Origin of the sequence: Albidovulum marisflavi (assembly GCF_025751435.1) — a bacterium.
GTDB classification, from domain to species: Bacteria; Pseudomonadota; Alphaproteobacteria; order Rhodobacterales; family Rhodobacteraceae; genus Albidovulum; species Albidovulum marisflavi.
In genome coordinates, this window is sequence record NZ_JAOWKY010000006.1 from 41,295 (window position 1) to 65,261 (window position 23,967).

Annotated in this window: 19 protein-coding genes and 1 tRNA gene; 12 read left to right on the forward strand and 8 right to left on the reverse strand. The window is 61.5% G+C overall.

Annotated features, from left to right (window positions below):
• Positions 1-7 precede the first annotated feature (7 nt).
• The 6 genes from OEW28_RS17400 (at position 8) to OEW28_RS17425 (ending at position 12,336) form a co-directional block, all read left to right on the forward strand.
• Positions 8-1,144 carry a DUF4268 domain-containing protein gene (locus tag OEW28_RS17400; RefSeq protein ID WP_263736069.1) on the forward strand — a complete coding sequence of 379 codons (1,137 nt, stop codon included), beginning with the start codon at positions 8-10 and terminating at the stop codon, positions 1,142-1,144.
• Entirely contained in the window at positions 1,144-4,377 is a 3,234-nt protein-coding gene (locus tag OEW28_RS17405) for a type I restriction endonuclease subunit R (RefSeq protein ID WP_263736070.1), read from the forward strand. Before OEW28_RS17400 ends, OEW28_RS17405 begins: the two co-directional genes overlap by 1 nt.
• 346 nt (positions 4,378-4,723) lie before the next feature.
• The gene (locus OEW28_RS17410) at positions 4,724-6,814 is read left to right on the forward strand and encodes a hypothetical protein (protein WP_263736071.1); all 2,091 of its coding nucleotides are present in this window, start codon (positions 4,724-4,726) and stop codon (positions 6,812-6,814) included.
• Positions 6,814-7,890 (forward strand): OmpA family protein, encoded by a 1,077-nt coding sequence (locus OEW28_RS17415; RefSeq protein ID WP_263736072.1) that lies wholly within the window; start codon positions 6,814-6,816, stop codon positions 7,888-7,890. Before OEW28_RS17410 ends, OEW28_RS17415 begins: the two co-directional genes overlap by 1 nt.
• Positions 7,887-9,200, forward strand: coding sequence for an EH signature domain-containing protein (locus tag OEW28_RS17420; RefSeq protein ID WP_263736073.1), 1,314 nt, complete (start codon positions 7,887-7,889; stop codon positions 9,198-9,200). Before OEW28_RS17415 ends, OEW28_RS17420 begins: the two co-directional genes overlap by 4 nt.
• Complete coding sequence (locus OEW28_RS17425) at positions 9,193-12,336, forward strand: DEAD/DEAH box helicase (protein WP_263736074.1); 3,144 nt, start codon at positions 9,193-9,195, stop codon at positions 12,334-12,336. Before OEW28_RS17420 ends, OEW28_RS17425 begins: the two co-directional genes overlap by 8 nt.
• Positions 12,337-12,411: 75 nt before the next feature.
• Here OEW28_RS17425 and OEW28_RS17430 read toward each other — a convergent pair whose 3' ends face one another.
• Positions 12,412-13,974, reverse strand: a complete 1,563-nt coding sequence (locus tag OEW28_RS17430) for a DUF6538 domain-containing protein (RefSeq protein ID WP_263736075.1) — start codon at positions 13,972-13,974, stop codon at positions 12,412-12,414.
• A 91-nt stretch (positions 13,975-14,065) separates the two neighbouring features.
• Positions 14,066-14,141: transfer RNA gene (locus tag OEW28_RS17435), tRNA-Ile, on the reverse strand.
• A gap of 256 nt (positions 14,142-14,397) precedes the next feature.
• Here OEW28_RS17435 and purM point away from each other — a divergent pair.
• The 3 genes from purM (at position 14,398) to rnd (ending at position 17,342) form a co-directional block, all read left to right on the forward strand.
• Positions 14,398-15,441, forward strand: coding sequence for a phosphoribosylformylglycinamidine cyclo-ligase (gene purM, locus OEW28_RS17440; RefSeq protein WP_263736076.1), 1,044 nt, complete (start codon positions 14,398-14,400; stop codon positions 15,439-15,441).
• Positions 15,438-16,028, forward strand: a complete 591-nt coding sequence (gene purN / locus OEW28_RS17445) for a phosphoribosylglycinamide formyltransferase (RefSeq protein WP_263736077.1) — start codon at positions 15,438-15,440, stop codon at positions 16,026-16,028. Before purM ends, purN begins: the two co-directional genes overlap by 4 nt.
• A gap of 159 nt (positions 16,029-16,187) precedes the next feature.
• Complete coding sequence (gene rnd, locus OEW28_RS17450; RefSeq protein ID WP_263736078.1) at positions 16,188-17,342, forward strand: ribonuclease D; 1,155 nt, start codon at positions 16,188-16,190, stop codon at positions 17,340-17,342.
• Positions 17,343-17,552: 210 nt separating this feature from the next.
• Here the strand turns inward: rnd and OEW28_RS17455 are convergent, their stop codons facing one another.
• The gene (locus OEW28_RS17455) at positions 17,553-18,029 is read right to left on the reverse strand and encodes a hypothetical protein (RefSeq protein WP_263736079.1); all 477 of its coding nucleotides are present in this window, start codon (positions 18,027-18,029) and stop codon (positions 17,553-17,555) included.
• Positions 18,030-18,151: 122 nt separating this feature from the next.
• Here OEW28_RS17455 and OEW28_RS17460 point away from each other — a divergent pair, with 122 nt between their 5' ends.
• Positions 18,152-18,577 carry a SufE family protein gene (locus OEW28_RS17460; protein WP_263736080.1) on the forward strand — a complete coding sequence of 142 codons (426 nt, stop codon included), beginning with the start codon at positions 18,152-18,154 and terminating at the stop codon, positions 18,575-18,577.
• A gap of 12 nt (positions 18,578-18,589) precedes the next feature.
• Here OEW28_RS17460 and OEW28_RS17465 read toward each other — a convergent pair whose 3' ends face one another.
• From OEW28_RS17465 to OEW28_RS17475, 3 genes are all read right to left on the reverse strand, one after another.
• Entirely contained in the window at positions 18,590-19,216 is a 627-nt protein-coding gene (locus OEW28_RS17465) for a DUF1638 domain-containing protein (RefSeq protein WP_263736081.1), read from the reverse strand.
• Positions 19,213-19,377 carry a hypothetical protein gene (locus OEW28_RS17470; protein WP_263736082.1) on the reverse strand — a complete coding sequence of 55 codons (165 nt, stop codon included), beginning with the start codon at positions 19,375-19,377 and terminating at the stop codon, positions 19,213-19,215. The genes OEW28_RS17465 and OEW28_RS17470 overlap by 4 nt, the downstream gene beginning before the upstream one ends.
• Positions 19,378-19,487: 110 nt before the next feature.
• On the reverse strand, positions 19,488-20,180 hold the full coding sequence (locus tag OEW28_RS17475; RefSeq protein ID WP_263736083.1) for a corrinoid protein: 693 nt from the start codon (positions 20,178-20,180) through the stop codon (positions 19,488-19,490).
• 162 nt (positions 20,181-20,342) lie between these two features.
• Here OEW28_RS17475 and OEW28_RS17480 point away from each other — a divergent pair, with 162 nt between their 5' ends.
• Entirely contained in the window at positions 20,343-21,425 is a 1,083-nt protein-coding gene (locus OEW28_RS17480) for a PA0069 family radical SAM protein (RefSeq protein WP_263736084.1), read from the forward strand.
• A gap of 51 nt (positions 21,426-21,476) precedes the next feature.
• On the opposite strand, the gene bmt is transcribed toward OEW28_RS17480, so the two are convergent.
• Together bmt and OEW28_RS17490 are read right to left on the reverse strand one after the other, a co-directional pair.
• Entirely contained in the window at positions 21,477-22,490 is a 1,014-nt protein-coding gene (gene bmt, locus OEW28_RS17485) for a betaine--homocysteine S-methyltransferase (RefSeq protein WP_263736254.1), read from the reverse strand.
• 234 nt (positions 22,491-22,724) lie between these two features.
• Positions 22,725-23,039 (reverse strand): DUF1476 domain-containing protein, encoded by a 315-nt coding sequence (locus OEW28_RS17490; protein ID WP_263736085.1) that lies wholly within the window; start codon positions 23,037-23,039, stop codon positions 22,725-22,727.
• A 159-nt stretch (positions 23,040-23,198) separates the two neighbouring features.
• On the opposite strand from OEW28_RS17490, the gene purC reads away from it, so the two are divergent.
• Positions 23,199-23,960 carry a phosphoribosylaminoimidazolesuccinocarboxamide synthase gene (gene purC, locus OEW28_RS17495; RefSeq protein ID WP_263736086.1) on the forward strand — a complete coding sequence of 254 codons (762 nt, stop codon included), beginning with the start codon at positions 23,199-23,201 and terminating at the stop codon, positions 23,958-23,960.
• Positions 23,961-23,967 lie beyond the last annotated feature (7 nt).

The following is a 23,967-nucleotide window of genomic DNA, read 5'->3' on the forward strand; positions in this document are numbered from 1 at the left end:
AGGCAAGATGTTCCAAGTCAATCGCTCCCAGAACCGGCTGAAGAAACTCGAGGAGAAGCGCTTCTCTGACCTCGCGCTCCGCGAGCGGGACCACCTGCAGGAATGGCTCGCCAACCAGCCCGACGCGCTTGGCGAGGATCTCCTGATCATCCAGAAGGAGTTTGACGGTTTCGCCGACACGCGCGAGCGGCTGGACCTGCTGGCGCTCGATGCCAACGGGCAGCTGGTGGTGATCGAGAACAAACTCGACGACTCCGGCCGGGATGTCGCCTGGCAGGCGCTGAAATACGCGGCCTACGTGTCCAGCCTGACCAAGGCGCAGATCATCGACATCTACCAGCAATATCTCGATCGGCACGAGGGCGGCGGCAGTGCCGTTCAGCGGATCTGCGAGTTTCTGGAGGTCGATGCCCTCGATGAGGTGGTCCTGAATCCTGGGCACGATCAACGCCTGATGTTCATCGCCGCGAACTTCCGCAAGGAGGTCACGTCAACGGTCCTCTGGCTGCGCGAGCACCGCATCGACGCGCGGTGCTTCAAGGTGACGCCATATGCATTCGGAGACGAACTCCTGATCGACATTCAGCCGGTGATCCCGACCCCTGAGGCGGCGGATTTCATGATCGGCATGGCGGAGAAGGAGAGCGAAGAGAAATCCGCCAAGGGCGTGCAGCAGAGGCGTCACAAGCTGCGCCTGAAGTTCTGGGAGATCGCACTGCGAAAACTCCGGGAAGCCGGCATGAGCAGATATGAGAACGTGTCCCCTTCGCGTGAGAACTGGATCTACTGCGGCTCTGGCGTGAGGTCGATCATCTTCAGCCTGGCGTTCACCCAGTCTGAGGCGCGCGTCGAAGTCGTTTTCGGAGGGCCGGACAAGGCGCGCAACAAGCTCCTGTTCGACGAGCTTTTCGCGCGGCGGGCGGAGTTCGACAGCGCTTTCGGCACGCCCCTCAAGTGGCTGAGAATGGATGACAGCAAGATGTCCAAGATCGTCCAGGTGGCTCCCTTCGATGGCTTCAACGAAGATGTGTGGCCGGAGATGGCCAACTGGATGGCCACCGAAATGGCGAAGCTTCAGGAGACGTTCCTAAAGCCGATCTCGCAGCTCAGGGGGCGGCACGCCGACATTGAGGAGGCCAGCTGATGGCCTGGACCTCGGAAGCGGATCTCGAAGCGTGGTTCCTGGAAGCACTCGAACGCGAGGGCTTCGCCCGGCATCACGGCTCCGAGATCTCGCCCGAGATGCGCCACCCGATGCGCGCGAGCTTTCGGGATACCATTCTTGAGCCGGTGTTCCTGGACGCGCTGCGACGACTGAACCCCGAACTGCCGGAGACGGCGGTGAAGGAGGCGGCGCTGCGGCTGAGCGACGTCGTCTTTGCCACGGATCTCGTCCAGGAAAACCGTCGCCTTCATGACCTGATCGTCAATGGCGTTGCCCTGACCTATTTCGCTGACGGTGAGGAGCGCAACGCCCGTGTCCAGATCGTGGACTGGAACGACCAGGTGAACGACTGGCGCGCCGTCAACCAGATGGACGTGGTTGGAAAAAGCGCACGCATCCCGGACGTTGTGCTGTTCTTGAACGGCTTGCCCTTGGTCGTGGTCGAACTGAAGGGCACGGAGGGCGCCAGCATCGAGGCCGCCTGCAACCAGATCGACACTTACAAGAACGACATCCCAGACCTGTTCCGCACGTCGTTGCTGACGGTTATCTCGGATGGCCTAAACGCACGCTATGGTTCTATCTCTGCCGGCTTCGACCGGTTCATGCGATGGCGGACGGTGGACGGCGAGACGATCGTCGATGAAAACGAGGCGCTGGCGCTGCAGACCCTGAACCAAGGGATGCTTAACCGCCGGGTGCTGCTCGACATGCTGCGCTGGTTCGTGGTTTTCGAAGATGAAGGCCGTGGGCCTATAAAGAAGATCGCCGGATACCACCAGTTCCATGCGGTCAGGAAGGCGATCGAGACCATCCTCGGCGCGCGTGGGACGGACGGCAAGGGCGGGGTGATCTGGCACACCCAGGGGTCGGGAAAGTCGTTGCTCATGACGTTCCTCGCGGGCCGCGCAATGCGCCACCCCTCGCTGGAGAATCCCACTTTAGTGGTGCTGACCGACCGCAATGATCTTGATAACCAGCTCTTCGCGACCTTCGGTCGCTGCAAGGATCTTCTTGGCGAGGAGCCTGTTCAGGCCGAGAGCATCAGCGATCTGAAGGAGCTCCTCAACCGCGAAGTCGGCGGCATCGTCTTCTCAACGATCCAGAAATTCCGCCCCGAGAAGGGCGAGGTGTTCCCGGAACTAACGAACCGATCGAACGTGATCGTCATGGTCGACGAGGCGCACCGAACCCAATACGGGTTTGAGGCGAAGCTGAGCAAGGACACTGGCGAGATTCGCCACGGTCTGGCCTACCAGCTGCGCCAGGCACTGCCCAACGCCGTCTACGTGGCCTTCACCGGCACGCCGGTGGAGCTTGTGGGCGCCAACACGCGGGCGGTCTTCGGCGACTACATCGACATCTACGACATCGCCCAGGCCGTCGAGGACGGCGCGACGGTCCCGATCTACTACGAGGCTCGGGTCGCGAAGATCGAGCTCGATGAAGATCTGTCCGAAGTTCTCGACGATGAATTCGACGAGGCAACGGAGACGCTGGCCGAGGGCGATGCCGCGGCCGTGGCGCGCAAGTGGTCTCGGGTCGAGGCGTTGGTCGGGGCGGACAAGCGCCTCGACACGGTCGTGGCCGACATCCTCACGCATTTCGATGCACGGCTTGAGGCCATGGACGGCAAGGCGATGATCGTCTGTATGAGCCGGAGGATCTGCGTCGAGGTCTACAACCGGATCGTCGCGGCGCGCCCCGAATGGCATGGCGAAACGGATGACACCGGCGAGGTCAAAGTCATCATGACCGGCAATGCAACGGATCCGGCCGGGTTCCAGCCACACATCCGATCGAAGGCTCGGCAAGAGGCGATCCGCAACCGGATGAAGGATCCGGGAGACAAGTTGAAGCTGGTCATCGTGCGCGACATGTGGCTGACGGGCTTCGATGCGCCATGCATGCACACGCTCTACGTCGACAAGCCGATGAAAGGGCATGGGCTTATGCAGGCGATTGCCCGGGTCAACCGGGTGTTCAAGAGCAAGCCGGCGGGCCTGGTCGTCGACTACATCGGGATTGCGGCGGAGTTGAAAAGCGCACTGGCGCATTACTCGCAGTCCGATCAGCAGCAGACCGGGATCAGCGAAGCCGAGGCGGTTGCGGCCTTCCTCGATGCGCTCGACGTTGCGCGCGCGCAGTTCTACGGCTTCGATTATTCGAGCGCGTTGGGCGGAGCGCCTGCCCAGAGGCTCAAGATCCTCCCCGGTGCCCTCGATCACGTTCTCCAGAAGGACAAGACCGACGAGAAGGCCAGTGGCGTCAAGCGGTTCAATGATGCGGCCGCGGCCCTGGTCAAAGCGTTCAAGCTGGCGTCTGGCAGCCCCCAGGCTACGTCTCATGCCGAGGAGGTGGCCTTCTTCGCTGCCGTGCGGTCCGGGCTTGAGAAGGTCGGAGCCGGTGGTGGGACAGGTGGCGCCCAGGGCGCCGACTTCGCGATTCAGCAACTGGTCAATCGAGCCGTCGCTTCTACCGAAGTCGTCGACATCCTCGAAGTTTGTGGTTTTGACCGACCGGATATCAGTGTCCTGTCGGATGCCTTCATGATCGAGCTGCAGAACATGAAGCATCGGAATCTCGCGGTCGAGGCGCTTAAGAAACTTTTGAACGGCGAGATCACGGCACGGACCCGGACCAACATCGTTCGCAAGGAAGAGTTCTCCTCGCGCCTCGAGCAGGCGATCGCCAAGTATCACAACCGCAGCGTTGACGCTCTCCAGGTTCTCCAGGAACTGATCGCCATCGCCAAGGACTTGAAACGCGAACCGGAAGACGGTCTCAGCGATGCTGAGCGAGCCTTCTATGATGCGCTGGCGCAGAATGAGAGCGCCGTGCAGCTTATGAGCAACGAGGAGTTGAGGGTCATCGCCACCGAACTCGTCGAGACCGTGCGGCGCAACTCCGGCACGGATTGGTGGCGGCGGGACAATGTTCGGGCCAAGATGCGCGTCGCGGTGAAAAAGATCCTGCAGCGGCATGGATACCCACCGGATCTCACGAGCGAGGCTGTGAAGACCGTGTTGAAGCAGGCGGAGGCACTGGCGTCTGATATGGTTCAAAGCTCAGATGCTCGGCTTCAGGCGAACAGTGCCGGTCTTGGCAGGACCTGTGAGTGCACAGTTCTGGGCGGTTCGCCGTGCGGAATGATCCCTTGCAGGACAACCGCGGCACGCGCCTTTCGGGAAGGGTGCGGGCCGCTCGAATAGCACGCTCATTTCGGCCTCATCAAAACGGGGCCTTTCTAAGCGTTCTGGTCAGTGCGCCCCTGCACTTTTAGCTGAAGTCAAATCGAATGAGGTTGAACGGGCTCGACGCTGGTGATTACCTGCCGGAAACAGAGGTAACCAAATGAGTTTCATGAATTTTCTGACTGGGCGTTTCAAGACTGCTTTCCGATCAGGGCGATGACGTCGGATGTCTACTGGAAGGGGATCCGCCAAAGAGGGCGCGGCTGTATCGGCTGGTTCCGCTCTGAAGAAGATGAAGATGTCAAGTCTCGCGGCTGACGGCATAAGTGTCCTGCTAGACGTAAGAAGAGATTGGAGAGGTTAAGTGGAAAACCAGCTTGAGAATGTCGGTCTCAACCAAACCATTGATGATGCTGGCCGCACCGTCGTCGATCTGATTATTACCCTTGCGGAACTTTTGACAAAGAACGATGGGGCGCCAGGGCTTGTTGCGATCCTTTTGGTGCTCGCACTCTTGGTATTCGGACTTACGTTTTGGTTGCGCACCCGAAATCAGGTGAAGGCTGTCGGTGAAATGCGTGCCATGGTCGAGGCATATCCGGGTATTCGCGAATTCTCATCCGGTTTTGATGAGTTCAGGGCGAAGGTGAAGGAGCGAAGCGCCGCCTCGAAGCAGTGGTTTGATCTGTCCGAGGCATGGGATGAGTTCAGTGAGACAGTGGTTGTTGACGACGTGGACGGAACGATTACGCAGCGGAACTCCATCAGGCCATCCTCATTCTTGAATGTTCATGATCTGGGCTTTGGTCCCGGTGTCTTTCGGATTCTTCCAAACCTTTTCGTCTCTGTCGGGCTCTTCCTGACGTTTCTTGGATTGGTTGCTGCCCTTAACGAATTTTCCCTGACCATGCAGGGAGCTTCAAACGCCGATGCGGGTCTGCAGGGCGCAATGACCGGTTTCATGCAGATCGCGTCGGCGAAGTTCGTCATGTCCTTGGTCGGCTTGGCGTGCTCGATCGTCTTTACCTACTTGCTGCGCAAGCGAGGAGACTTCGTCGATCACGAACTGCACAAGCTTTGCCTGAGGATCGAGCGCAGGCTGGTGTTTGTCAGCCTTGAGGATATTGGGTTTCGTCAGCTCAAGGCGGCAACGGAACAAAGAGAGCATCTTCGGGAGATCGGGTTTTCTATGGTGGCTGAGTTGCGGAAGCCACTAGACGAGCTTCCGGAGCACATAACCCGGTCCATTTCGGCACAGATGGATCCCATCATCGACAAGGTGAGTCGAATGGGAACTGCAAGCATGGAAGGCTTGGTTGGAGATCTTTCCACACAGTTGACGCACTCGGTCGGAAACGCACTGAACCGCGCCAGCGAGTCTCTTGGAGAGGCATCTGACCGGATCAGCCTGATGGTTGACCGAATGAACGCCTCCAATGCCCAGGCAGGAGACGGCTTGCAGAGCGCCCTCGCGGAGATGGCTGTTGCCATCAACAATCTGCGACAACAGGTTGCAGCGACTGGAGAAACGGCGTCCTCCACGATGACGAGAGGCGCGGAACAGCTCCTGAGCGTCATGAATGAGACGCTCGCGGGTATCCGGGACAACACATCAGAAGGCGCCGCCGCGATGAGATCTGCCGCAGACGAAATGCGTCAGGCCGCGGAACGATTCCGCGACGAGCTTGCCGCGGCTGCATCTGACGGCGCCGCCGCCGCGCAGTCGCAGATGGCGGCTACTACCACGATTGCGAGCCGGGCCATCGACGGAGCCGGCAAGGTGGTTCTGGAGTCTTTCGAATCCGCAAGTCAGGAAATCGCCCGGCTCGGTGCCACAATGGGCGAAACAATCGGCGGCACTCTGCTGCACCAACTGGACGCCGTGAGTTCTCGGCTTGGGGATCTCGGGGCCGCCATCGACACCAGCGTCGCCGGTGCGAATTCGGCGGCTTCCGGACTTCGCAGTGGCGCGGAAGCGGTCTCCGGTGCTTCTGCGTCCTTCGGGGATGCCAGCCGCCAGCTTGTTGGCGCGGTCGAGCCGCTGCGGAACGCGCACGACAAAATCGAGAGCCAGATCCGCAAGCTAGCGGAAACCACCGCGTCGGTGTCGGATATCGTCCAAGCGGACGCTAAGAGTGTCGTCGCCTATTCGAAACATGTGCTCGACACAGCCCAGGCTGCGCTCGGAACGGAACGGGAAGGCATCAGGGCGTCTCTCGAAGCCACCCGCGTTGCCTTGCAGGAAATCTCAGATCAGGCAGAGAAGCTGGATCAGATCGACATCATGCTGGGCAAGGCGCTTTCTAACTACAACAGCCAGCTTGAAGCGGCGCTCGGTGCCGCCCAAGATCACGTCACCCAAATGCGTGACCGACTGGCTCCGGGTATAGATACGCTTAGAAGCGTCGTAGAACAGGCCGAAGCATTTCTGCCGGCTCAAGGCAGGAGGGCCTGATGCGCGCTCAAGCCCGAAACGGCGCTCAAGAGGAAGAGGAGGAGAGCGCGTTTGTCTCGATGACCGACATGACTGTCGGCTTTCTCTTCATCATTATGATCCTTCTGGCGTTCTTCGCCAGCCAGGTCCGGACCACAGATACCGTGCCGCGTAGCCAATTCGACCAGATGGTAGACGATCGCAATCACTGGCGTGCGTTGGCGGAAGAAAGGGAGCTTCTCATTGATCAGTTGGAGCGTGAAAAATCGAATCTCTCTAAGCAGCTCGATGAAACGGAACGGAAGCTACGAAAGGCGGAGCAAGAAATAGACGCGAATAAGAAGCTCATCGCCAATCTGGAGCGACAATTGGCAGAACTGAATCAGGAGATTAAAAATAAGGATGATTTGATAGCAAAGCTTCGGATCGAAATCGCTGAGCTGAAGGCCAAGATTACCCAGTTGGACCAGATCGATCCACTCGAGGCGTATCTCGCGCAGGTGGCTAGAACTCGGCAAGGCATACTGATTAGGCTCCGCGACGCGATCAAGACGGACTTCCCCGATCTTCAGGTGGAGCTAAGCGAGGAAAGCGACGCACTGCGGTTCCAGGGTGAAGGCCTGTTTGCGACGGGTCAGTCAGTCCTAACGCGGCAAAAACAAGCAATCGTTTCTCGGCTCGCGACGCGGCTCGACGAAATCCTGCCCTGTTATACGGTTGGGCAACGCTCGGCATTCTCAACGCAATGCAATCCCGAGTTCGTGTTGATCGAATCCGTCCAGATTGAAGGACACACCGACAATGTCGGTTCCGACGCAACCAACCGCAACCTGTCGACTGCGCGCGCCAACCAGACGTTCTTCACCATGACGCGATCAGCGCCCGAGATCATGGAGCACCGTAACTTCAAGACCCAACCGGTCCTGTCGGTCGCAGCCTACGGACCCGATCGCCCCGTTGCCACCAATGACACGGCCGAAGGACGCGCAACGAACCGCCGGATAGATCTGCGCTTCATCATGGTCACACCGCAGGACACGGACGGGATCCGCCGAATTCGGCAAGCGCTGTCGGAACTCGCGGTTGATGCCGAATGAAAGTCTCCGACGTTCTCGCTAAGTCGATTTCCCTCAATTCGAGGGTGCTTCCCTCGTTCGTAGAGTTGGACAAGGCGGTGGGACGCATCCTTCATCGTTGGCCAGACGCGGTGAAGGAACCTGAAGACCGCGACCGCGAGCGGCTCGCGCAGGAAATGCGTCGCCGCATCGAAACTTGGGACTGGGGCGGATTGAAAACATCACGCGTCGCTTCAGCGGCGGTGGCAGTTTTCGATGAGGAACGGAGGGAACGCGAAGATCTCGCAGACGTTCGCGAATTCTACTACGAGGAACTGCGCCAAAGTTCGCAGACCTCGTTCCTGACTTCGATGCTCTGGGTCTATGTCGGAAGTTTCGACCCAAAATCCGAGGCGACCGCCTCACTTGGCGCGGTTCTGCGCCACCGACGAGACGATTTTGACGAGCGCGCTCGCAGGCTGATCTCGGCGCTTCCGGACTTGCTTGACCCGGCCAGCGCCGTGACAAATCTGGCCTCGGTGATGTATGAGTCTGACGATCCATTCGGCAAGTTGAAGTCTCTCGGCATTCGTGCGCCCCATGGACCCGGGCTTACGCGGCATGCTCATGTGGAGTTCGTGCGAAAGATTGGACCGCATTTGAAGCGGGCCGATGAACGGGAGCAACTGCTAAGATGGCTGGTGCCTCAGGGTGGAAATGCCCTTGAGGCTGGGGCCGGCCTCGCGGTCGAGGCACTGCTGCGAGTCTGGGTTAACGAGACACCATCGGACGCCGTGCGCAGTGATCTGAGCGAGGCTATCATCTCTGCCTACAATGACCCTAGAACTCATTCAGGAGGTATCTGGTCCGGCTTTGACCCCGACCTAAGAGCGGTGCTGTTGCGATGGCTGACCAAGGAGGACATGCTGTTCTTCTGCGATATGGTCACCGCAACTCAAGGCAGCCACATGTGGCCCTTGAGAAGGGATTTCTGGCTGCGTCTCTATGAGGATGGGCGGATCGACGAGGCTTGGGTGGCGTTCGGCCGTGACGCGCTACACTACGCGAAGCGGAGATTAAGCCGAAGCGATACCACGAACCTAAACCGTCGGTTTGGCAGGCAGCTTGATCGTGGCGGCAGCACCTCCCTCCTGATTATGCGGATCGGGAACAAGATCGTGGTTGATGGATGCCACAACTATCGAACCCACATCTTCAACCGGGATGATCCAAAGGCGCCGAAACTATATGGCTCACAATACTACTGTGACGACATCATGCGATATTCCCGCAACGCCAAGTCCCACAGTTCGATTCCGGTCTGGCGGGACTGGGTGATGCGCCATGTCTGAGAACCATCCCGTTTACAGACTGGTCGACGACCGTATCGAAATCCGTTTCCCTGTGGAAAAGCGCGGCCTGCTCGCGCGCCTGACCCAGGCAAATGCTCGTGCCAGGACCTTCGGCCACGTCCCGGATGATCAGAAGGAGCTTCTGTTCGCCATCGCCGATCTGCGGGCTTGGGGCGACCAACATGAAGGCGAGGTCGACATTTCCGATGAACACATTCTGATTTCTCATGATGCCGCAGCGAACTTGGGTGCCGGCGCCGCCCAGGCGCTGGGGCTTCCGCAGGACGTGCACCTGACGCTCCGGACCGATGTGGCGGGCACCTTGGGTAGCCCGGAGTTCCGGCTCCTTTACGAGTGGAGCAATGCAGGTCGAAGAGAAAGTCCCCGTCGTCAGGGCGCATTCCTCGAAACCGCGGATGGCCCTCGAAGGCTGCCGCTCTGGATGAAGCGGGCAATGGACCTCGCGGATGGGTTCGACGCACACGCGCCAGTGGAAGAGCACTGGAAGGTTCTGGCCGAGTTTCGTCGGGCCCTCGAACCCGATGAGACGATGCTGGAATTACTGCCGCAGAATCGTGGCATGGCGGGTCTGGCCATGACGAGCTTTCTCCGCGGTCTCGAGGTCCGCATCGCGAACAGCTTCTCGATCTCCCCGGATGCGACCCTCGGACAGTTCGAGATCGTCCCATATTCTTCGCGTCATCTGTCGGATCGTGCCTTGGCCGATGGCGGCGTGTCTGAAGTGGATGCGGAATTGTCCGGCGAAGCGCTGGCGGCGTTTCAGTATCGTGTGAATGCTCTCGGGGCTCGTCCGGCCTATCAGCTCGGCAACAACAGCTACGTGGTTATCGAACAGTCAAGCGCGCCTGTGCTCGAGGCGCTCGTGCAAGCGCAGAAGGCAGACCGGGAGACACGAAAAGCGGTGATCCGGAACCCGCGCGCCTTCATCACCGAAGCGGTGGCGCGCCACCTTCAGCAAAGCGGGGCGCTCGAGCAACTCGACGCCGCCGGGCAAGAGGAGATGATCGAGTCCGTTGCCGGTCCCGCTTTCGTCGAAAGCCGGGAGTATTCCGCGCGGGTGACAGGGGTCGTCGTCTACGAGAAACCGTCCCGTCCCATCGAGGGCAGCGGAACGACCTGGTTGCCCGAGGTGTTTTCCCCGCCAGTTGCCGAAGCGGTTTCGAAGATGGCGACGCCAGATCTCGAAGCCCTGCACGACCGGATGAAGGCAGCGTCGGAGTCCGGGAAAGCGACATTGGTTGAAATTGCTGGCGAAAATGTCGAGGTGAGCCCGGAGCGATTGGCCGCGGTAGGAGCTGTCCTCGCAAATAGGCTTGAAGAGGAGGTAAGAGCATCTGATGGAGATGCACTCGATACACTGGATAATGACGAGAAACCCGCAGGGCCAATCATTCTCGACACACTAGACAATTCCGAAGATATCGCGTGGCATGCAGATCTGCGCCCCCGCGCTCCAACTATAGCCCGCGAAGTGCCTGACAGCATTGTCACCAAGCTTCGTCAGCACCAGATGGACAGCTTCGACTGGGCGACCAGGGCCTGGCGGTCGGGTCTGCCCGGCATCCTCAATGCCGATGAACAGGGCCTAGGAAAGACGCTTCAGACGATCTCGTTTCTCAATTGGCTGCAAAAGCACATGCAGCAGCCGCAGGCCAAAATGCGCGGACCAATCATGGTCGTGGCGCCGACTTCCCTGCTCGTAAACTGGGAAGAGGAGGTCGAGCGGCATGTCGAGGCTCGCAAGTTCGGGCATCTCGTGCGACTCTACGGCTCATCGCTTTCTGGTCACAAGGTATCGGGTGCCAAGGCCACCGAAACGGCTTCCGGCCTGCCGCTGCTGGACCTCGAATGGCTCGACGAGGCTTTCGAGGAGGGGCGAGCCCATCGCTACTGGTTCCTGACCACCTACACAACGCTTGCGAACTACCAGCACTCGCTAGGGCGCGTTGCTTTCTCAGCCATGGTTTTCGACGAGATCCAGAACATCAAGAACAAAGACACGATCGCGTCCAAGGCGGTGGAGGCGATGAATGTGGATTTCCGGATCGGATTGACCGGAACGCCGATCGAGAACACCACCATGGACCTCTGGACCATCATGGACCGGTTGGTTCCAGGCGCATTGGGGGCTGGCAAGGCGTTCCGCGCCTCCTACGGAGTGCCCAATGAGGAGAACATGACGGAGCTCCATGCGCGTGTTTTCAAGCCGCAACTCGATCGGCCTCCGCTCGCTTTGCGCCGACTGAAAGACGAGGTGGCTACCGACCTTCCGCGGAAAGACCGGTTGCTACATCCGCGAGTGATGCCCCAGGTCCAGTCCGCAGCTTACGACGCGGCTAGGATCAAGAAGATCCAGGGTGGTCCTGGTGCCGCGCTGAAATCGCTGCACCACATCCGCTCGGTATCAGTCCATCCCGGGTTCCCGGGCAGCTTGGGGCCGGAAGAGTTCGTAGCAATGAGCGCGCGCCTCTCCGCCGTGATGCGCGTTCTCGAGGGTATCAAGGCGAAGAGCGAACGTGCACTAGTCTTCATTGAGCACAGGGAGATGCAGTTCCGTTTCGCCGAGCTCGCCCGGCATTTCTTCGGGTTGAACCGTGTCGACATCATAAACGGCGACACGCCAATTCCAAAGCGCCAGACCATCGTGAACCACTTCCAGCGGCATCTCGAGCATGATGGCGGGTTCGATCTCCTCGTTCTAGGCCCCAAGGCCGCCGGAACCGGGTTGACACTCACAGCGGCAACCCATGTGATCCATCTGTCGCGTTGGTGGAATCCGGCCGTCGAAGAACAGTGCAACGACCGGGTTCACAGGATTGGCCAGACTCGGCCAGTGCAGGTCCACGTGCCGTTGGCGATTCATCCCGGCTACAGGGAAGGGTCATTCGACTGCTTGCTCAACAGCCTTATGCAGCGCAAGCGGAAGATGGCCTCCCAGGCGCTTTGGCCTATGGGAGATACCCAAGCCGATCTGGAAGGCCTTCAGCACGGTCTCGACGCTGGACCCAAAGACCCAGCCGGAAACGTCATTTCTGATAGCATGTCCGCAATGTTCGCGAGGGAAGGGGTTCCCGACATTATCCCAGATGCTTCTGGCACTTACATACTACCGTGAGCGATCAACCATAGTTTACAAATAACCTGCTTGCATAATTAAACCGTGGTCTAACCAGGGAATTAACTGGCCCAGCTAGTCGGCGATCCATGGAAGTCGGTCAATCGCTCGCGTCTTCGCAGCCACCGTTACGTCGCCGTAGTTGTCGCCTGCTGTTCGTCCTGCGTGGCCTTGGATCGCGTCTATCACGCGCGCGTCTATTCCTAGCTCGCTCGCCTTCGTCTTGAGGCGGTGCCGCCATCCGTGGTTCGGCTGAACGCCTTCTGGTGTGACCTTCGAGCGCCGGAGCCACTTGGAAATTTCATCCGAGACGCTGCTGGCGGCGGTGGCGAACTTCTCCGGCTCTGTCGCGTTGTGGAAGAGGGGCCCAGCGCCGGCGGCGTTCACATAGTCGATAAACCCGAGGTCCACGATCTGACGGTGGAGCGGCACGTCGCGGTAATCGCCCGCCTTCACAGTGCCGGCGTCGGGCGTGATGCGAATGATCCAACGGTCACCCTCCTGGCGCACATCCTCTTTCCTGAGCTGCGTTATCTCGCTGATCCGTGCGCCGGTGAAGGCGCATATGATCGGCGCCCACCGCTTCGCGGCAGTGTGCCTAGGTGTTTCGCGGACATAGCCAAACTGGTTCGGTTTCGGCTGGTAGTTGATAGAGGCGGTCAAGACAGTCAACGCCTCCTGGTCAGTGTAGCCCTTCTCCCGGCTCTTCACCTTGCGGGGTTTGGGCTGCTTGACGGTCGTCGACACGTTCTCAGGCAGACGCTCGTTTTCATGCGCCCAGCCGAGTAGCGAGCGGACCGTCGAAAGGTAGATGTCGTTCACGGTCTTGGCGGACAGCGAAGTCATCAAGTGATCTCTCCAGGCTAGGAGGTCTTTCTTTGTCACGCGCCGGGCGTCGTTGTGCCGGAGGAACTTGCGCAGGTTTTCAATTACCGGGTCTTGGCGCTTGCCGCCGTCGCGCATGAAGCCCGCCTGTGTGCGGCTCGTCTTGTAATCGTCCCAGAGCTTCTTGAGGTTCACGGTCTCCTGGGGCGGGGCAGGGGGCTGGGCGTCGATCAGCATGGGGGTAGTAGGCCGGCCGCTGTAGTCGCCCTCGTCCCGCTCAGCGGCGCGCGCCAGGGCCTCAAGCTCGGCGCTGCAAAGTGCACGAGCGATGATGCGCCATTCGTCTGAGCCACGTTCAGCCGTCAGGTTGCCGAGGGAGCGGAACCGATCAATCTGCTCACCCACGAGCTCTTGAAGTTCACTGTCGTTGAGCTTGCCGGCGATAGCCTGGCGAAGCCGCTCCACAAGTAGGTCATCGATACTGACGGCGGCGTAGCGGGGATCGTTGCGCAGCACATCGTCAAACGCGAGGCGCTGCATGTAGTGGCTAAGCGCAAGCTGGTCCGGCGCGAGGGGGTAGCGAGCGACGCCGACGCCAACCTTGCTCCCGGTCTGCTGGCGTTCAGCGAGTGCGATCTTGTGCTGCAGTTGCGCAACCGCACCGGGCAACAGCCTGACCGCCTGGCGGTAGTCGCCACCGAGCGGCGTTCGCAACTCAGTCTTTCCGACGATCTTCCTGAGGTCTTTCGGGACCACCAGGCGCGCGTGGTAGCGCCCTGAACGATTCACCAGATGCTTGATCTTGCCAGCCATGACTGCCTGCGGTTTGTAACCAAAACTGTAACCACAGAACGGAAGAAAACCCTAAATTGCAAGGGTTTTCTTTTATATCAAGGGGATAGTGTGGTAGGCCCGGAGGGACTCGAACCCCCAACCAAGGCGTTATGAGCGCCCTGCTCTAACCATTGAGCTACAGGCCCAGCCAATGACTGCTTAGGGGGGAGCAGGTCGGCGGTCAAGGGCGCGCTGCGCCTGCGGCGGGACGCGGGGGGACGGATAGCCTGGCAATCCGGCGGGTCCGTCGCCCGGAATGCCGCATGCCCCCAGCTGGTTCACCCCCATTCGGCCCGGCTGGCCTGCGAGCAGGTCAAACAAGCATCGTGGTCGGCCGGATCGCGCGTTGCCCTCGGGGTCGGTTTGGGCTATCGCAGCGGCGACGGAATCCGGGGGATCACCATGACCAGCAAGAACGGGCTCACCTACGCCGATGCCGGCGTTGATATCGACGCGGGCAATGAGCTTGTCGAGCGGATCAAACCGGCGGCAAAGCGGACGGGTCGGCCTGGAACCATGGCGGGCCTGGGCGGCTTCGGCGCACTGTTCGACCTGAAGGCCGCCGGCTATGCCGACCCGATCTTGGTGGCGGCGACCGACGGCGTCGGAACCAAGCTGCGCATCGCGATCGACACGGGCAACGTGGACACGATCGGCATCGACCTTGTTGCGATGTGCGTCAACGATTTGGTCTGCCAGGGCGCAGAGCCGCTGTTCTTCCTTGATTACTTCGCGACCGGCAAGCTGGACGTGGCCCAGGCGACGCGGATCATCGAAGGGATCGCCGAGGGCTGCGCTTCCTCTGGATGTGCGCTTGTGGGTGGCGAGACCGCAGAAATGCCGGGCATGTATCACGGCGGCGACTTTGACCTGGCGGGCTTTGCGGTCGGCGCGATGGAGCGTGGCGGCGATCTGCCTGCGGGGGTCAAGGACGGCGACGTGCTTCTGGGGCTTGCCTCGAATGGGGTGCATTCGAACGGCTACAGCTTTGTTCGCAAGGTGGTGGAACTTTCCGGCCTGTCTTGGGATGCTGGGTCCCCCTTCTGCGAAGGCTCGGTTGGCGCGGCCCTTCTGGCGCCCACGCGGCTTTACGTGAAGCAGGCGCTTGCCGCGATCCGGGCGGGCGGCGTTCACGCGCTGGCGCACATCACCGGCGGCGGGCTGACCGAAAACTTGCCTCGGGTTCTGCCCGATGATCTGGGCGCAGAGATCGACCTGAACGCATGGGCGCTGCCGCCAGTCTTCCGCTGGCTGGCCGAGACCGCGGGAATGGCCGAATCCGAGCTGCTGAAAACCTTCAACTGCGGCATCGGCCTGATTGTGGTGGTCGCAGCCGACCGGGCCGACGCGCTGCAGGCCGTGCTGGAGGCCGAGGGTGAAACCGTGACCGTGATCGGCCGCGTGCAGAAGGGCAAAGGCGTCAGCTACAGCGGGAAGCTTCTGTGAAGCGTGTCGCCATCCTGATTTCCGGGGGTGGCTCCAACATGGTGGCGCTTGTCCGCAGCATGACGGGCGATCACCCGGCGCGACCCGTGCTGGTGGCGTCGAACGACCCGGATGCTGGCGGCTTGGTCAGGGCGCGCGAAATGGGGATCGAAACCGCGGCCGTGGATCACCGCCCCTTCGGCACGGACCGGGCGGGGTTTGAGGCCGCGCTTCTTGAACCTTTGTTCGCGGCCAGACCCGACATCGTCTGCCTTGCGGGGTTCATGCGCGTACTGACACCCGACTTCGTGCGCCGGTTCCAGGGGCGGATGCTGAACATCCACCCCTCGCTCCTGCCCAAGTACCCGGGCCTGCACACGCATCAGCGCGCGATCGATGCGGGCGACGCCGAGGCAGGCTGCACGGTTCACGAGGTGACGGCAGAACTTGACGCAGGTCCGATCCTGGGCCAGGCCCGGGTCCCGGTCAGGCCCGGCGACACTGCGGATGATCTTGCGGCGCGCGTGCTGAAGGTCGAGCATCAGCTTTATCCGGCTGTGCTGCGCCGTTTCGCGGACGGCGAGCGGCATCCCATCTACCTGGACTGACGGATTGCCCCCGAGGCTTGCGCAATAGTCCAGCCTCAGTGCGATTGCGCTTCATCGGTCACAGTTGCCCGGCCAATTGCCGGTGCGCCTTTTCAATCGGGTCTCAAGTTTCTATCAAGGGCGAACCAGCGGGATGACCCCGCGACAGACGGGACGCGAATGAAGACCATAACAACGACCGAGGACCTCGCCCGCTTCTGCGAGGTCGCCAAGGCCCAGCCCTACGTCACCGTCGACACCGAGTTCCTGAGGGAACGCACCTATTACTCCAAGCTCTGCCTTGTTCAGCTTGCGCTGCCCGGCAAGACCGGAGAGGCGGTGCTTGTCGATCCGCTGGTCAAGGACCTGTCGCTTGAACCGCTTTACGACCTTTTCCGGCATCGCGACACGGTCAAGGTCTTCCACGCAGCGCGTCAGGATCTTGAGATATTCTTCGTCGAGGGCAACGTCTTTCCGCAGCCGCTATTCGACACCCAGGTCGCGGCAATGGTCTGCGGCTTCGGCGAGCAGGTGGGATATGAGACGCTGGTGCGCAAGATCGCGCGCGAAGGCCTAGACAAGACATCGCGGTTCACCGACTGGTCCCACCGACCGCTGAGCGAGGCGCAAAAGACCTACGCGCTTGCCGACGTGACCCATCTGCGCGTGATTTACGAGTTCCTGAACAAGGAGTTGACCCGCACCGGGCGCCACAAGTGGGTCGAGGAAGAGCTGGCGATTCTGACGGATCCCGAAACCTACACCACGCGCCCCGAGGATGCCTGGACGCGGGTCAAGACCCGCACGCAGTCCGGTCGCTTTCTGGCAGTCGTGAAGGAACTTGCCCGCTTCCGCGAAGATTACGCGCAGACACGCAACGTGCCGCGCGCAAGGGTTTTCAAGGATGACGCGCTTCTTGAGCTTGCATCCACGCGTCCCACGAATGTCGAAGAGCTGGGGCGTTCCCGGCTACTCTTACGCGAAGGTCGCAAGGCCGACATCGCGGAAGGGATCCTTGGCGCGATCAAGGCCGGAATGGCCGTCAAGCCCGAGGATTATCCCAAGGTCGAAAACGGGCGCGAGAACCTGCAGGTGGACTCGGCGCTTGCCGACCTTTTGCGGGTTCTTCTCAAGGCGAAATCCGAAGAAGCCGGCGTCGCCCAGAAACTGATCGCCAGCTCCTCCGATCTTGACGTGATCGCGGCGGGCGGGCGCGAGGTCGCGGCCATGCGCGGCTGGCGGCACGAGGTCTTCGGTGAGGACGCCCTGCGCTTGTGCCGGGGAGAGATCGCCTTGTCGGCGCGCGGCGGCGCGGTCCGTGTGTTGCAGGTGTGAGATCCAGCACGGGCCGCCCCCCAAACGCGGTTCCGCTTTTTTCAGATTTGACGCGTGGGGAAGGCGAGCATGACGGCGTGCGGCGCGATGGGTCCGATTGGACGGATTGTCCGCACATTGGCCGGTCGCAGTTTGTTGGCAGCGCTGCAGGCTTTCACGCGATCCGCTGCGGCCACTGTGCCAAGCGCCAGAGCCCTTTGGGCGCTGACTTTAGCGCCTTGAACTGCGGCTGTTGGTTTCGCCTATGACGACCACAGTGCGGATCTGTTCCAGCTTTACGTTGGAAAGATAGGCGGCTGCCGTCACCTCGCGCGATTGCGTGGTCGATGCGGGTTGAGCTTCGACCGGCGGGGCCAGCACGAAGCGGTAGGTCATGACGCCATCAACGGGGTCGCCGCCGTTTTCGGCGACCAGTTCCGCCTTCCACCACCCCTGAGTCGGCGGTAGGCCGGTCGCGCGGACGATCGCGCCGCCGGGCATGCGCGCGACCTCAAGCGCCGTGACCTGCGCGACCAGCAGGCGCGGGTCGTTGGGGATGCCGCTTGCCGTTTCCGGGACCTGGACAGACGTTTCCTCGGAACGGCCGAACCAATTGAACGGGTTGAGCCTGCTGTCGCGGATCGTCGCACAGCCCGCCAGCGACAGGGCAACGGCAACAGCCATGATAATGGTGGCGGGCTTACGCATCTGGGGCTCCCTCGTTCGTTGTCCTTGGGTAGCCGATCTTCCGTGGCGTGAAAAGAGGCCCGGCGGCTGGACCTTGGCGGCAGGAGCGACTACGTGAAGAAACGACACGTTTGGAGTTGACCATGGCCAGCGCCGCCTTCGAGGAGATCGCCGAAACCTTCGAGTTCCTGGACGACTGGGAGGATCGCTATCGCCATGTCATCGAATTGGGCAAGGCGATGCCGCCGTTGGACGATGCCTTCCGGGTTCCCGCCACCAAGGTCGAGGGCTGTGCGAGCCAGGTCTGGTTCTTGCCGCGCATCGAAGGGCAGGGCGCGGATGCCAGGTTCGACTTCCGGGGCGATAGCGATGCGATGATCGTCCGCGGTCTGATCGCCATCCTGCATGCGCTTTATTCTGGTCTGAGCGTGACGCAGGTGCTTTCTGTCGACGCCGCCGACGAGCTTGGGCGCCTTGGGCTGCACGAACATCTGTCCTCTCAGCGCTCCAACGGGCTGCGCGCGATGGTCGAACGCATTCAGAAGCTGGCGGCGGAAGCCGCCGCCTGAACGCCTGGCCCGTCAAAGTGCGCTTAGCGCGGTGGCCAGGTCGCCGTATCCGGTGAAACGCCGCTCATACGCCAGTCCAAGGCGTTCCGCGCAGTCTTTCGCCTTGGCGTCCAGCGCTGGATCGTCGGTCTGCGCCTGGTAGACCAGCTTGTCGTAGTTGCCGAAGTACATGTCCCGAAGCTCCGGATGCCGGTCCAGACCCATCGGCTTCCACACAAAGGCATCGAACTGCCGGACCAGGAAGTCCGTTAGGTAGAATGCGGTGAACTCTTCGCGCGCGGCGAAGGTTTCGTTGCCTTCGAAGAAGGAGTAGCAGTGCGGTCCGGCCACCATCTCGACATCCAGGTCCCGGCAGCGCTGTTCCAGAAGCCCGCCGGTGCCGCAATCGGCATAGACGACGAAGATGCCGTCGTAGTCGGCGCGATGCTTGGCAACGGCCTCGGTGACGGCCTCGGTAATCTTTTCTGGGTAAAGATGGAGCTTTGCCGGCAGGCAGGTCAGGTCCAGGTGGGCCCAGCCGTTCGCGGCCTTCAGGTCCAGAATCTCGCGCGCGAGCGCGCCACAGGCGATCAGCAGGATGCGTCCACGTCCCTGTGGCGCCAGACCTGCTTCGGTCAGTTCTCGATCGGCCGGGATCATCGCGCGAACCTGCGGAGCAAGAGCACAAGCGCCAGCGGCACCACAATCGCCCAGGCGGGCAGGGCGGCGTCGAACCGTTCGACGATCGTTGCGGCGACCGCGACTGTCAACGCCGCCGCCAGGAAAACCGAAAGTATGATGGTCAGGTAACGCCAGTGCATCAAAGCCTCCGATTCCTATTTAGGGTGCCGGAACGCGGGGTGAAAGGCCCCAACAAAAAGGCCCCGCAGCCTGCGCCGCGGGGCCCTTGAAGCCAGGTCTCAGACCCGCATCAGGCCATCGAGTTGTGCTTGCGCGACACGAAGTCCTTGGCGGTCTGCACTGCGACGGCCGCGTCGCGACAGTAGGCGTCGGCGCCGATGGCCTTGCCGAATTCTTCGTTCAGCGGCGCGCCGCCGACCAGCACGATGTAGTCATCGCGCATACCCTTTTCCTTCAGGGTGTCGATCACGACCTTCATGTAGGGCATGGTGGTCGTCAGCAGGGCGGACATGCCAAGGATGTCGGCCTGCTCGCGCTCAAGCGCTTCCAGGTACTTTTCGACCGGGTTGTTGATGCCGATGTCGACGACCTCGAAGCCCGCGCCTTCCATCATCATGCCGACAAGGTTCTTGCCGATGTCGTGGATGTCGCCCTTGACGGTGCCGATGACCATCTTGCCAACCTTGGGCGCGCCGGTTTCGGCCAGCAGCGGCTTCAGGATGGCCATGCCGGCCTTCATCGCGTTCGCTGCAAGCAGAACTTCGGGAACGAACAGGATGCCGTCGCGGAAGTCGGCGCCGACGATGGTCATGCCCGCCACCAGCGCCTTGGTCAGCACGTCGTAGGGGGTCCAGCCACGGTCGAGAAGGATGCGCACGCCTTCTTCGATCTCTTCCTTGAGACCGTCGTAAAGGTCGTCATGCATCTGAAGCACGAGCTCTTCGTCATCGAGCTCCGAAAGAATGATTTCGTCGTCGGCCATGTTTGTCTCCTCGGCGCCTTTGGCCCGTTAATGCGACCAAACCCTTTCCGCAACTTGGCGGTTTGCGACATAGGCAGGGCGTGGACCGACCTGAGCAAACTTCCTTTATGCTGGCCTGTCAAAGTGCTTGTCTTCGTGTTCACTATATGTTCACGTTTGTTCATGCCCCTGCCGCCCCCCGATCCCTTCCTGCGCCTTAAGGCGCGCGGTTCCGCAACCAATGGCTCGGGCCGGTTTGAGACCTATGACCGCGTCGCCGAAAATGACGGCTGGGACATGCCCGAGGAAGAGCGGCTCTTGCGGACCGAGGTCAGCGAGGAACGGCCAAGGTCGATGATCAATCCTGTCGACTCGCCGGACTTGCCTTTCGACCGTTCGCTTAATCCCTACAGGGGGTGCGAACACGGCTGCAGCTATTGCTTTGCCCGGCCGACTCACGCCTGGCTGGGGCTGTCTCCGGGGCTGGATTTCGAAACGCGGCTAATCGCCCGTCCCGATGCCGCGCGTGTGCTTGAGCGGGAATTGGGGCGCAAATCCTACCGTCCCGCGCCGCTCGCCATCGGAACCAACACCGATCCCTACCAACCGATTGAGGCGCGCTATCGGATCATGCGCAGCGTGCTTCAGGTCCTTTCCGACCGGAACCATCCGGTCGCGATCGTGACGAAAGGGGCATTGATCGAACGCGACATCGACATCCTGGCGCCGATGGCAGAGCGCGGTCTGGTGCATGTCGGCGTTTCGGTCACGAGCCTGGATGCAGGACTGTCCCGCAGGCTTGAGCCGCGCGCACCCGTCCCGGACCGGCGTCTGGCCGCGATGGCGCGACTTGCAGACGCGGGAATTCCGGTGCGGGTCATGATCGCACCGGTGATCCCCGTGCTGACGGAACCGGAAATCGAGCGAATTCTGACCGCCGCACGCGATTGCGGGGCCAAGGCGGCTTCGTGGATACTTCTGCGCCTGCCGCTGGAGGTCGCGCCCCTGTTCCGCGATTGGCTTGAAAGGCATGAGCCGGGGAGGGCGGCGCATGTCATGAACCGTCTGCGCGACATGCGCGGCGGTGCGGATTACGATGCGGAATGGGGCAAGCGGATGCGCGGGCAGGGTGTTACGGCCCAGCTGATTGCGCGGCGATTCGAGCTCGCCGCCAAAAGGCTTGGGCTCGACGCGCCCTTGCCCGCGCCAAGGACCGACCTGTTCCGCCGGCCGCCCAAGGCGGGCGACCAGCTGTCCTTGTTCTGAACGCCACGTGACCGATCGGCCGGTCAGGAAGACGTCCCGGCGCGCACTCTGCTAGCCGCGCCGGCGCCCGCGCCGCTCGCGGCCGGGGGCGGCATCGTCCCCGGTGCCGTCCGAGGCCGACGAGAAGCCGCCAAGCTTGTCCGCGATCTCATCCAAGGTCGGGCGGGGTCCGCGAGGCCGGGTTTCCAGCGCCTGACGCATCGCCGCCAGATGGGCGGGCATGGTGCCGCAGCACCCGCCGATGATGGTTGCGCCCGCATCGCGGGCCAGAACGGCGTATTCGGCCATCAGTTCGGGCGTGCCGTCGTAGTGGATATGCCCGTCGTGATACTTCGGGATGCCTGCGTTGCCCTTGGCGATGACCGGCCGCTCGGGGCCCGCCGCGACGAACCCGAGGATCGTGCGCATCAGGTCTGCAGCACCCACGCCGCAGTTGGCGCCGAAGGCCAGCGGGGGATGGGCCAGCTTGTCGACCATCGCCACCATCTGCGCCGAGGTCACGCCCATCATGGTGCGGCCAGCCGTGTCAAAGCTCATGGTGCCGCACCAAGGCATGCCAACCTTTTCAAAGGCTTCGGCGGCTGCCTTGAACTCCTCTGGCGCCGAGATCGTCTCTACCCAAAGCACGTCCGCGCCGGCATCCTTCAGCGCCTCGGCCTGCTCGTGGAAGATCTCCACCGCAAGCTCATGGGTCAGGGTTCCCATCGGCGCCATGATCTCTCCGGTCGGACCCATCGAGGCGGCGACGACAACGGGCCGTCCCGCGTTGGCCGCCACTTCGCCCGCAAGCTCGACGCCGGCGCGGTTGATTTCGCGCACACGTCCGGCGGCGCCGTGCAGTTTCAGCCGGCTTGCGTTCCCGCCGAAGGTGTTGGTCAGGAAAATGTCGGACCCGGCGTCCACTGCGCTTTTGTAGAGTTTGCGGATGTTGTCGGGCTGCTCGACGTTCCACATCTCGGGCGCTTCGCCCGAGGCGAGCCCCATGTTGAAGAGGTTTGTGCCGGTCGCGCCGTCCGCCATCAGCCAATCGCGCGTTTCAAGCAGGCGGGAGAGGAGATCGCTCATCAGGATGCCTTTCTGCATTCGCCGCCCCATGCGAAGCGGTTTGGAAAAGGATGTGCCACGAAGGCGCGCGAGTTGCAAATTCATCGTTTTCAGAAAGGTCTTGAAAACGGTGCAATCGGCGATCCAAGGGGGACAGGTGGCAGGGCAGCACAGCCGAACATTTCGCTTTTCGCGAAACGCAAAGAGCCGCGGCAACGGCCGCGGCTCCGATTGCAGGCCGAGTGTCGTGCGCGATCAGACTTCGTTCATGATCTGGCGTTTGGCTTCTTCCATAAGCTCGAACATCTTCGCGCGGATCATCGGCTCTTCGGCGCGGTCGCCCAGATCGCCCGCGACCTTGCGGAACACGTCCTCGTCACCGGCTTCCTCGAAATCGGCCATGACGACTTCCTTGGCGTAGGCCGCGGCATCGTCGCCGGTCTTGCCCAGAAGGCCCGCGGCCCAGAGGCCCAAAAGCTTGTTGCGGCGGGCTTCGGCCTTGAACCGCAGTTCCTCATCATGGGCGAATTTGTTCTCGAAGGCGTTTTCGCGATCGTCGAAGGTGGTCATGGACGCCGTCCCCTGTGTGGTAATGTCTCTTTTCATATGCCCGCCGCGCGCCCGCGCCGCAAGCCCCGGCGAAAGGTGAGCCTTTGCCTTGCGGGGCGGCACGCCATGTCCTATAGGGGCCGCAACACGGGGCTAGTCGTCCCGACGAACGGAGCTGCCATGGCACGTCGCAAGAAAATCTACGAAGGCAAGGCCAAGATCCTGTACGAAGGCCCCGAACCGGGAACCTTCATCCAGTACTTCAAGGACGATGCCACTGCCTTCAACGCGCAGAAGAAGGCGACGATCGAGGGCAAGGGCGTTCTGAACAATCGCCTGTCCGAGTACTTCATGACCGGACTGACCAACATCGGTGTGCCCAATCACTTTATCCGCCGCGTGAACATGCGCGAACAGCTGATCCGCCAGGTCGAGATTGTTCCGCTGGAAGTGATTGTGCGCAATTTCGCCGCCGGTTCGATCGCCAAGCGCCTTGGAATGGAAGAGGGCACCCCGCTTCCGCGTCCCATCGTCGAATACAGCTACAAGAACGACGCCCTTGGCGACCCGATGGTGAGCGAGGAATACATCATCGCATTCGGCTGGGCCACCCAGCAGGACCTGGACGACATCGTATCGCTCGCGCTCCGGGTGAACGATTTCCTGTCGGGAGTCTTCTACGGCGTGGGCATCAAGCTGATCGACTTCAAGATCGAGATCGGGCGCATCTGGGACGGCGATTTCATGCGGCTGATCGTCGCGGATGAGATCAGCCCAGACAGCTGCCGGCTTTGGGACATCAAGACGGGCGAGAAGCTCGACAAGGATGTGTTCCGCCGCGATTTGGGCAATCTGACCGACGCCTACTCCGAGGTTGCACGTCGTCTGGGCGTTTTGCCCGCGCAGACGACCCACCTGACCAAACCGACGCTGATCAACTGAAAGGCCC

Excerpts from the sequence above, each read along its gene's own strand:
- purC (WP_263736086.1), top strand. The coding sequence starts at position 23,199 with ATGGCACGTCGCAAGAAAATCTACGAAGGCAAGGCCAAGATCCTGTAC.
- OEW28_RS17470 (WP_263736082.1), bottom strand. The coding sequence starts at position 19,377 with ATGCACTGGCGTTACCTGACCATCATACTTTCGGTTTTCCTGGCGGCG.
- OEW28_RS17425 (WP_263736074.1), top strand. The coding sequence starts at position 9,193 with ATGTCTGAGAACCATCCCGTTTACAGACTGGTCGACGACCGTATCGAA.
- OEW28_RS17455 (WP_263736079.1), bottom strand. The coding sequence starts at position 18,029 with ATGCGTAAGCCCGCCACCATTATCATGGCTGTTGCCGTTGCCCTGTCG.
- OEW28_RS17415 (WP_263736072.1), top strand. The coding sequence starts at position 6,814 with ATGCGCGCTCAAGCCCGAAACGGCGCTCAAGAGGAAGAGGAGGAGAGC.
- bmt (WP_263736254.1), bottom strand. The coding sequence starts at position 22,490 with ATGAGCGATCTCCTCTCCCGCCTGCTTGAAACGCGCGATTGGCTGATG.
- OEW28_RS17400 (WP_263736069.1), top strand. The coding sequence starts at position 8 with ATGTTCCAAGTCAATCGCTCCCAGAACCGGCTGAAGAAACTCGAGGAG.
- OEW28_RS17475 (WP_263736083.1), bottom strand. The coding sequence starts at position 20,180 with ATGGCCGACGACGAAATCATTCTTTCGGAGCTCGATGACGAAGAGCTC.
- OEW28_RS17420 (WP_263736073.1), top strand. The coding sequence starts at position 7,887 with ATGAAAGTCTCCGACGTTCTCGCTAAGTCGATTTCCCTCAATTCGAGG.
- OEW28_RS17405 (WP_263736070.1), top strand. The coding sequence starts at position 1,144 with ATGGCCTGGACCTCGGAAGCGGATCTCGAAGCGTGGTTCCTGGAAGCA.
- OEW28_RS17460 (WP_263736080.1), top strand. The coding sequence starts at position 18,152 with ATGGCCAGCGCCGCCTTCGAGGAGATCGCCGAAACCTTCGAGTTCCTG.
- OEW28_RS17430 (WP_263736075.1), bottom strand. The coding sequence starts at position 13,974 with ATGGCTGGCAAGATCAAGCATCTGGTGAATCGTTCAGGGCGCTACCAC.
- rnd (WP_263736078.1), top strand. The coding sequence starts at position 16,188 with ATGAAGACCATAACAACGACCGAGGACCTCGCCCGCTTCTGCGAGGTC.
- purM (WP_263736076.1), top strand. The coding sequence starts at position 14,398 with ATGACCAGCAAGAACGGGCTCACCTACGCCGATGCCGGCGTTGATATC.
- OEW28_RS17480 (WP_263736084.1), top strand. The coding sequence starts at position 20,343 with ATGCCCCTGCCGCCCCCCGATCCCTTCCTGCGCCTTAAGGCGCGCGGT.
- OEW28_RS17465 (WP_263736081.1), bottom strand. The coding sequence starts at position 19,216 with ATGATCCCGGCCGATCGAGAACTGACCGAAGCAGGTCTGGCGCCACAG.
- OEW28_RS17490 (WP_263736085.1), bottom strand. The coding sequence starts at position 23,039 with ATGACCACCTTCGACGATCGCGAAAACGCCTTCGAGAACAAATTCGCC.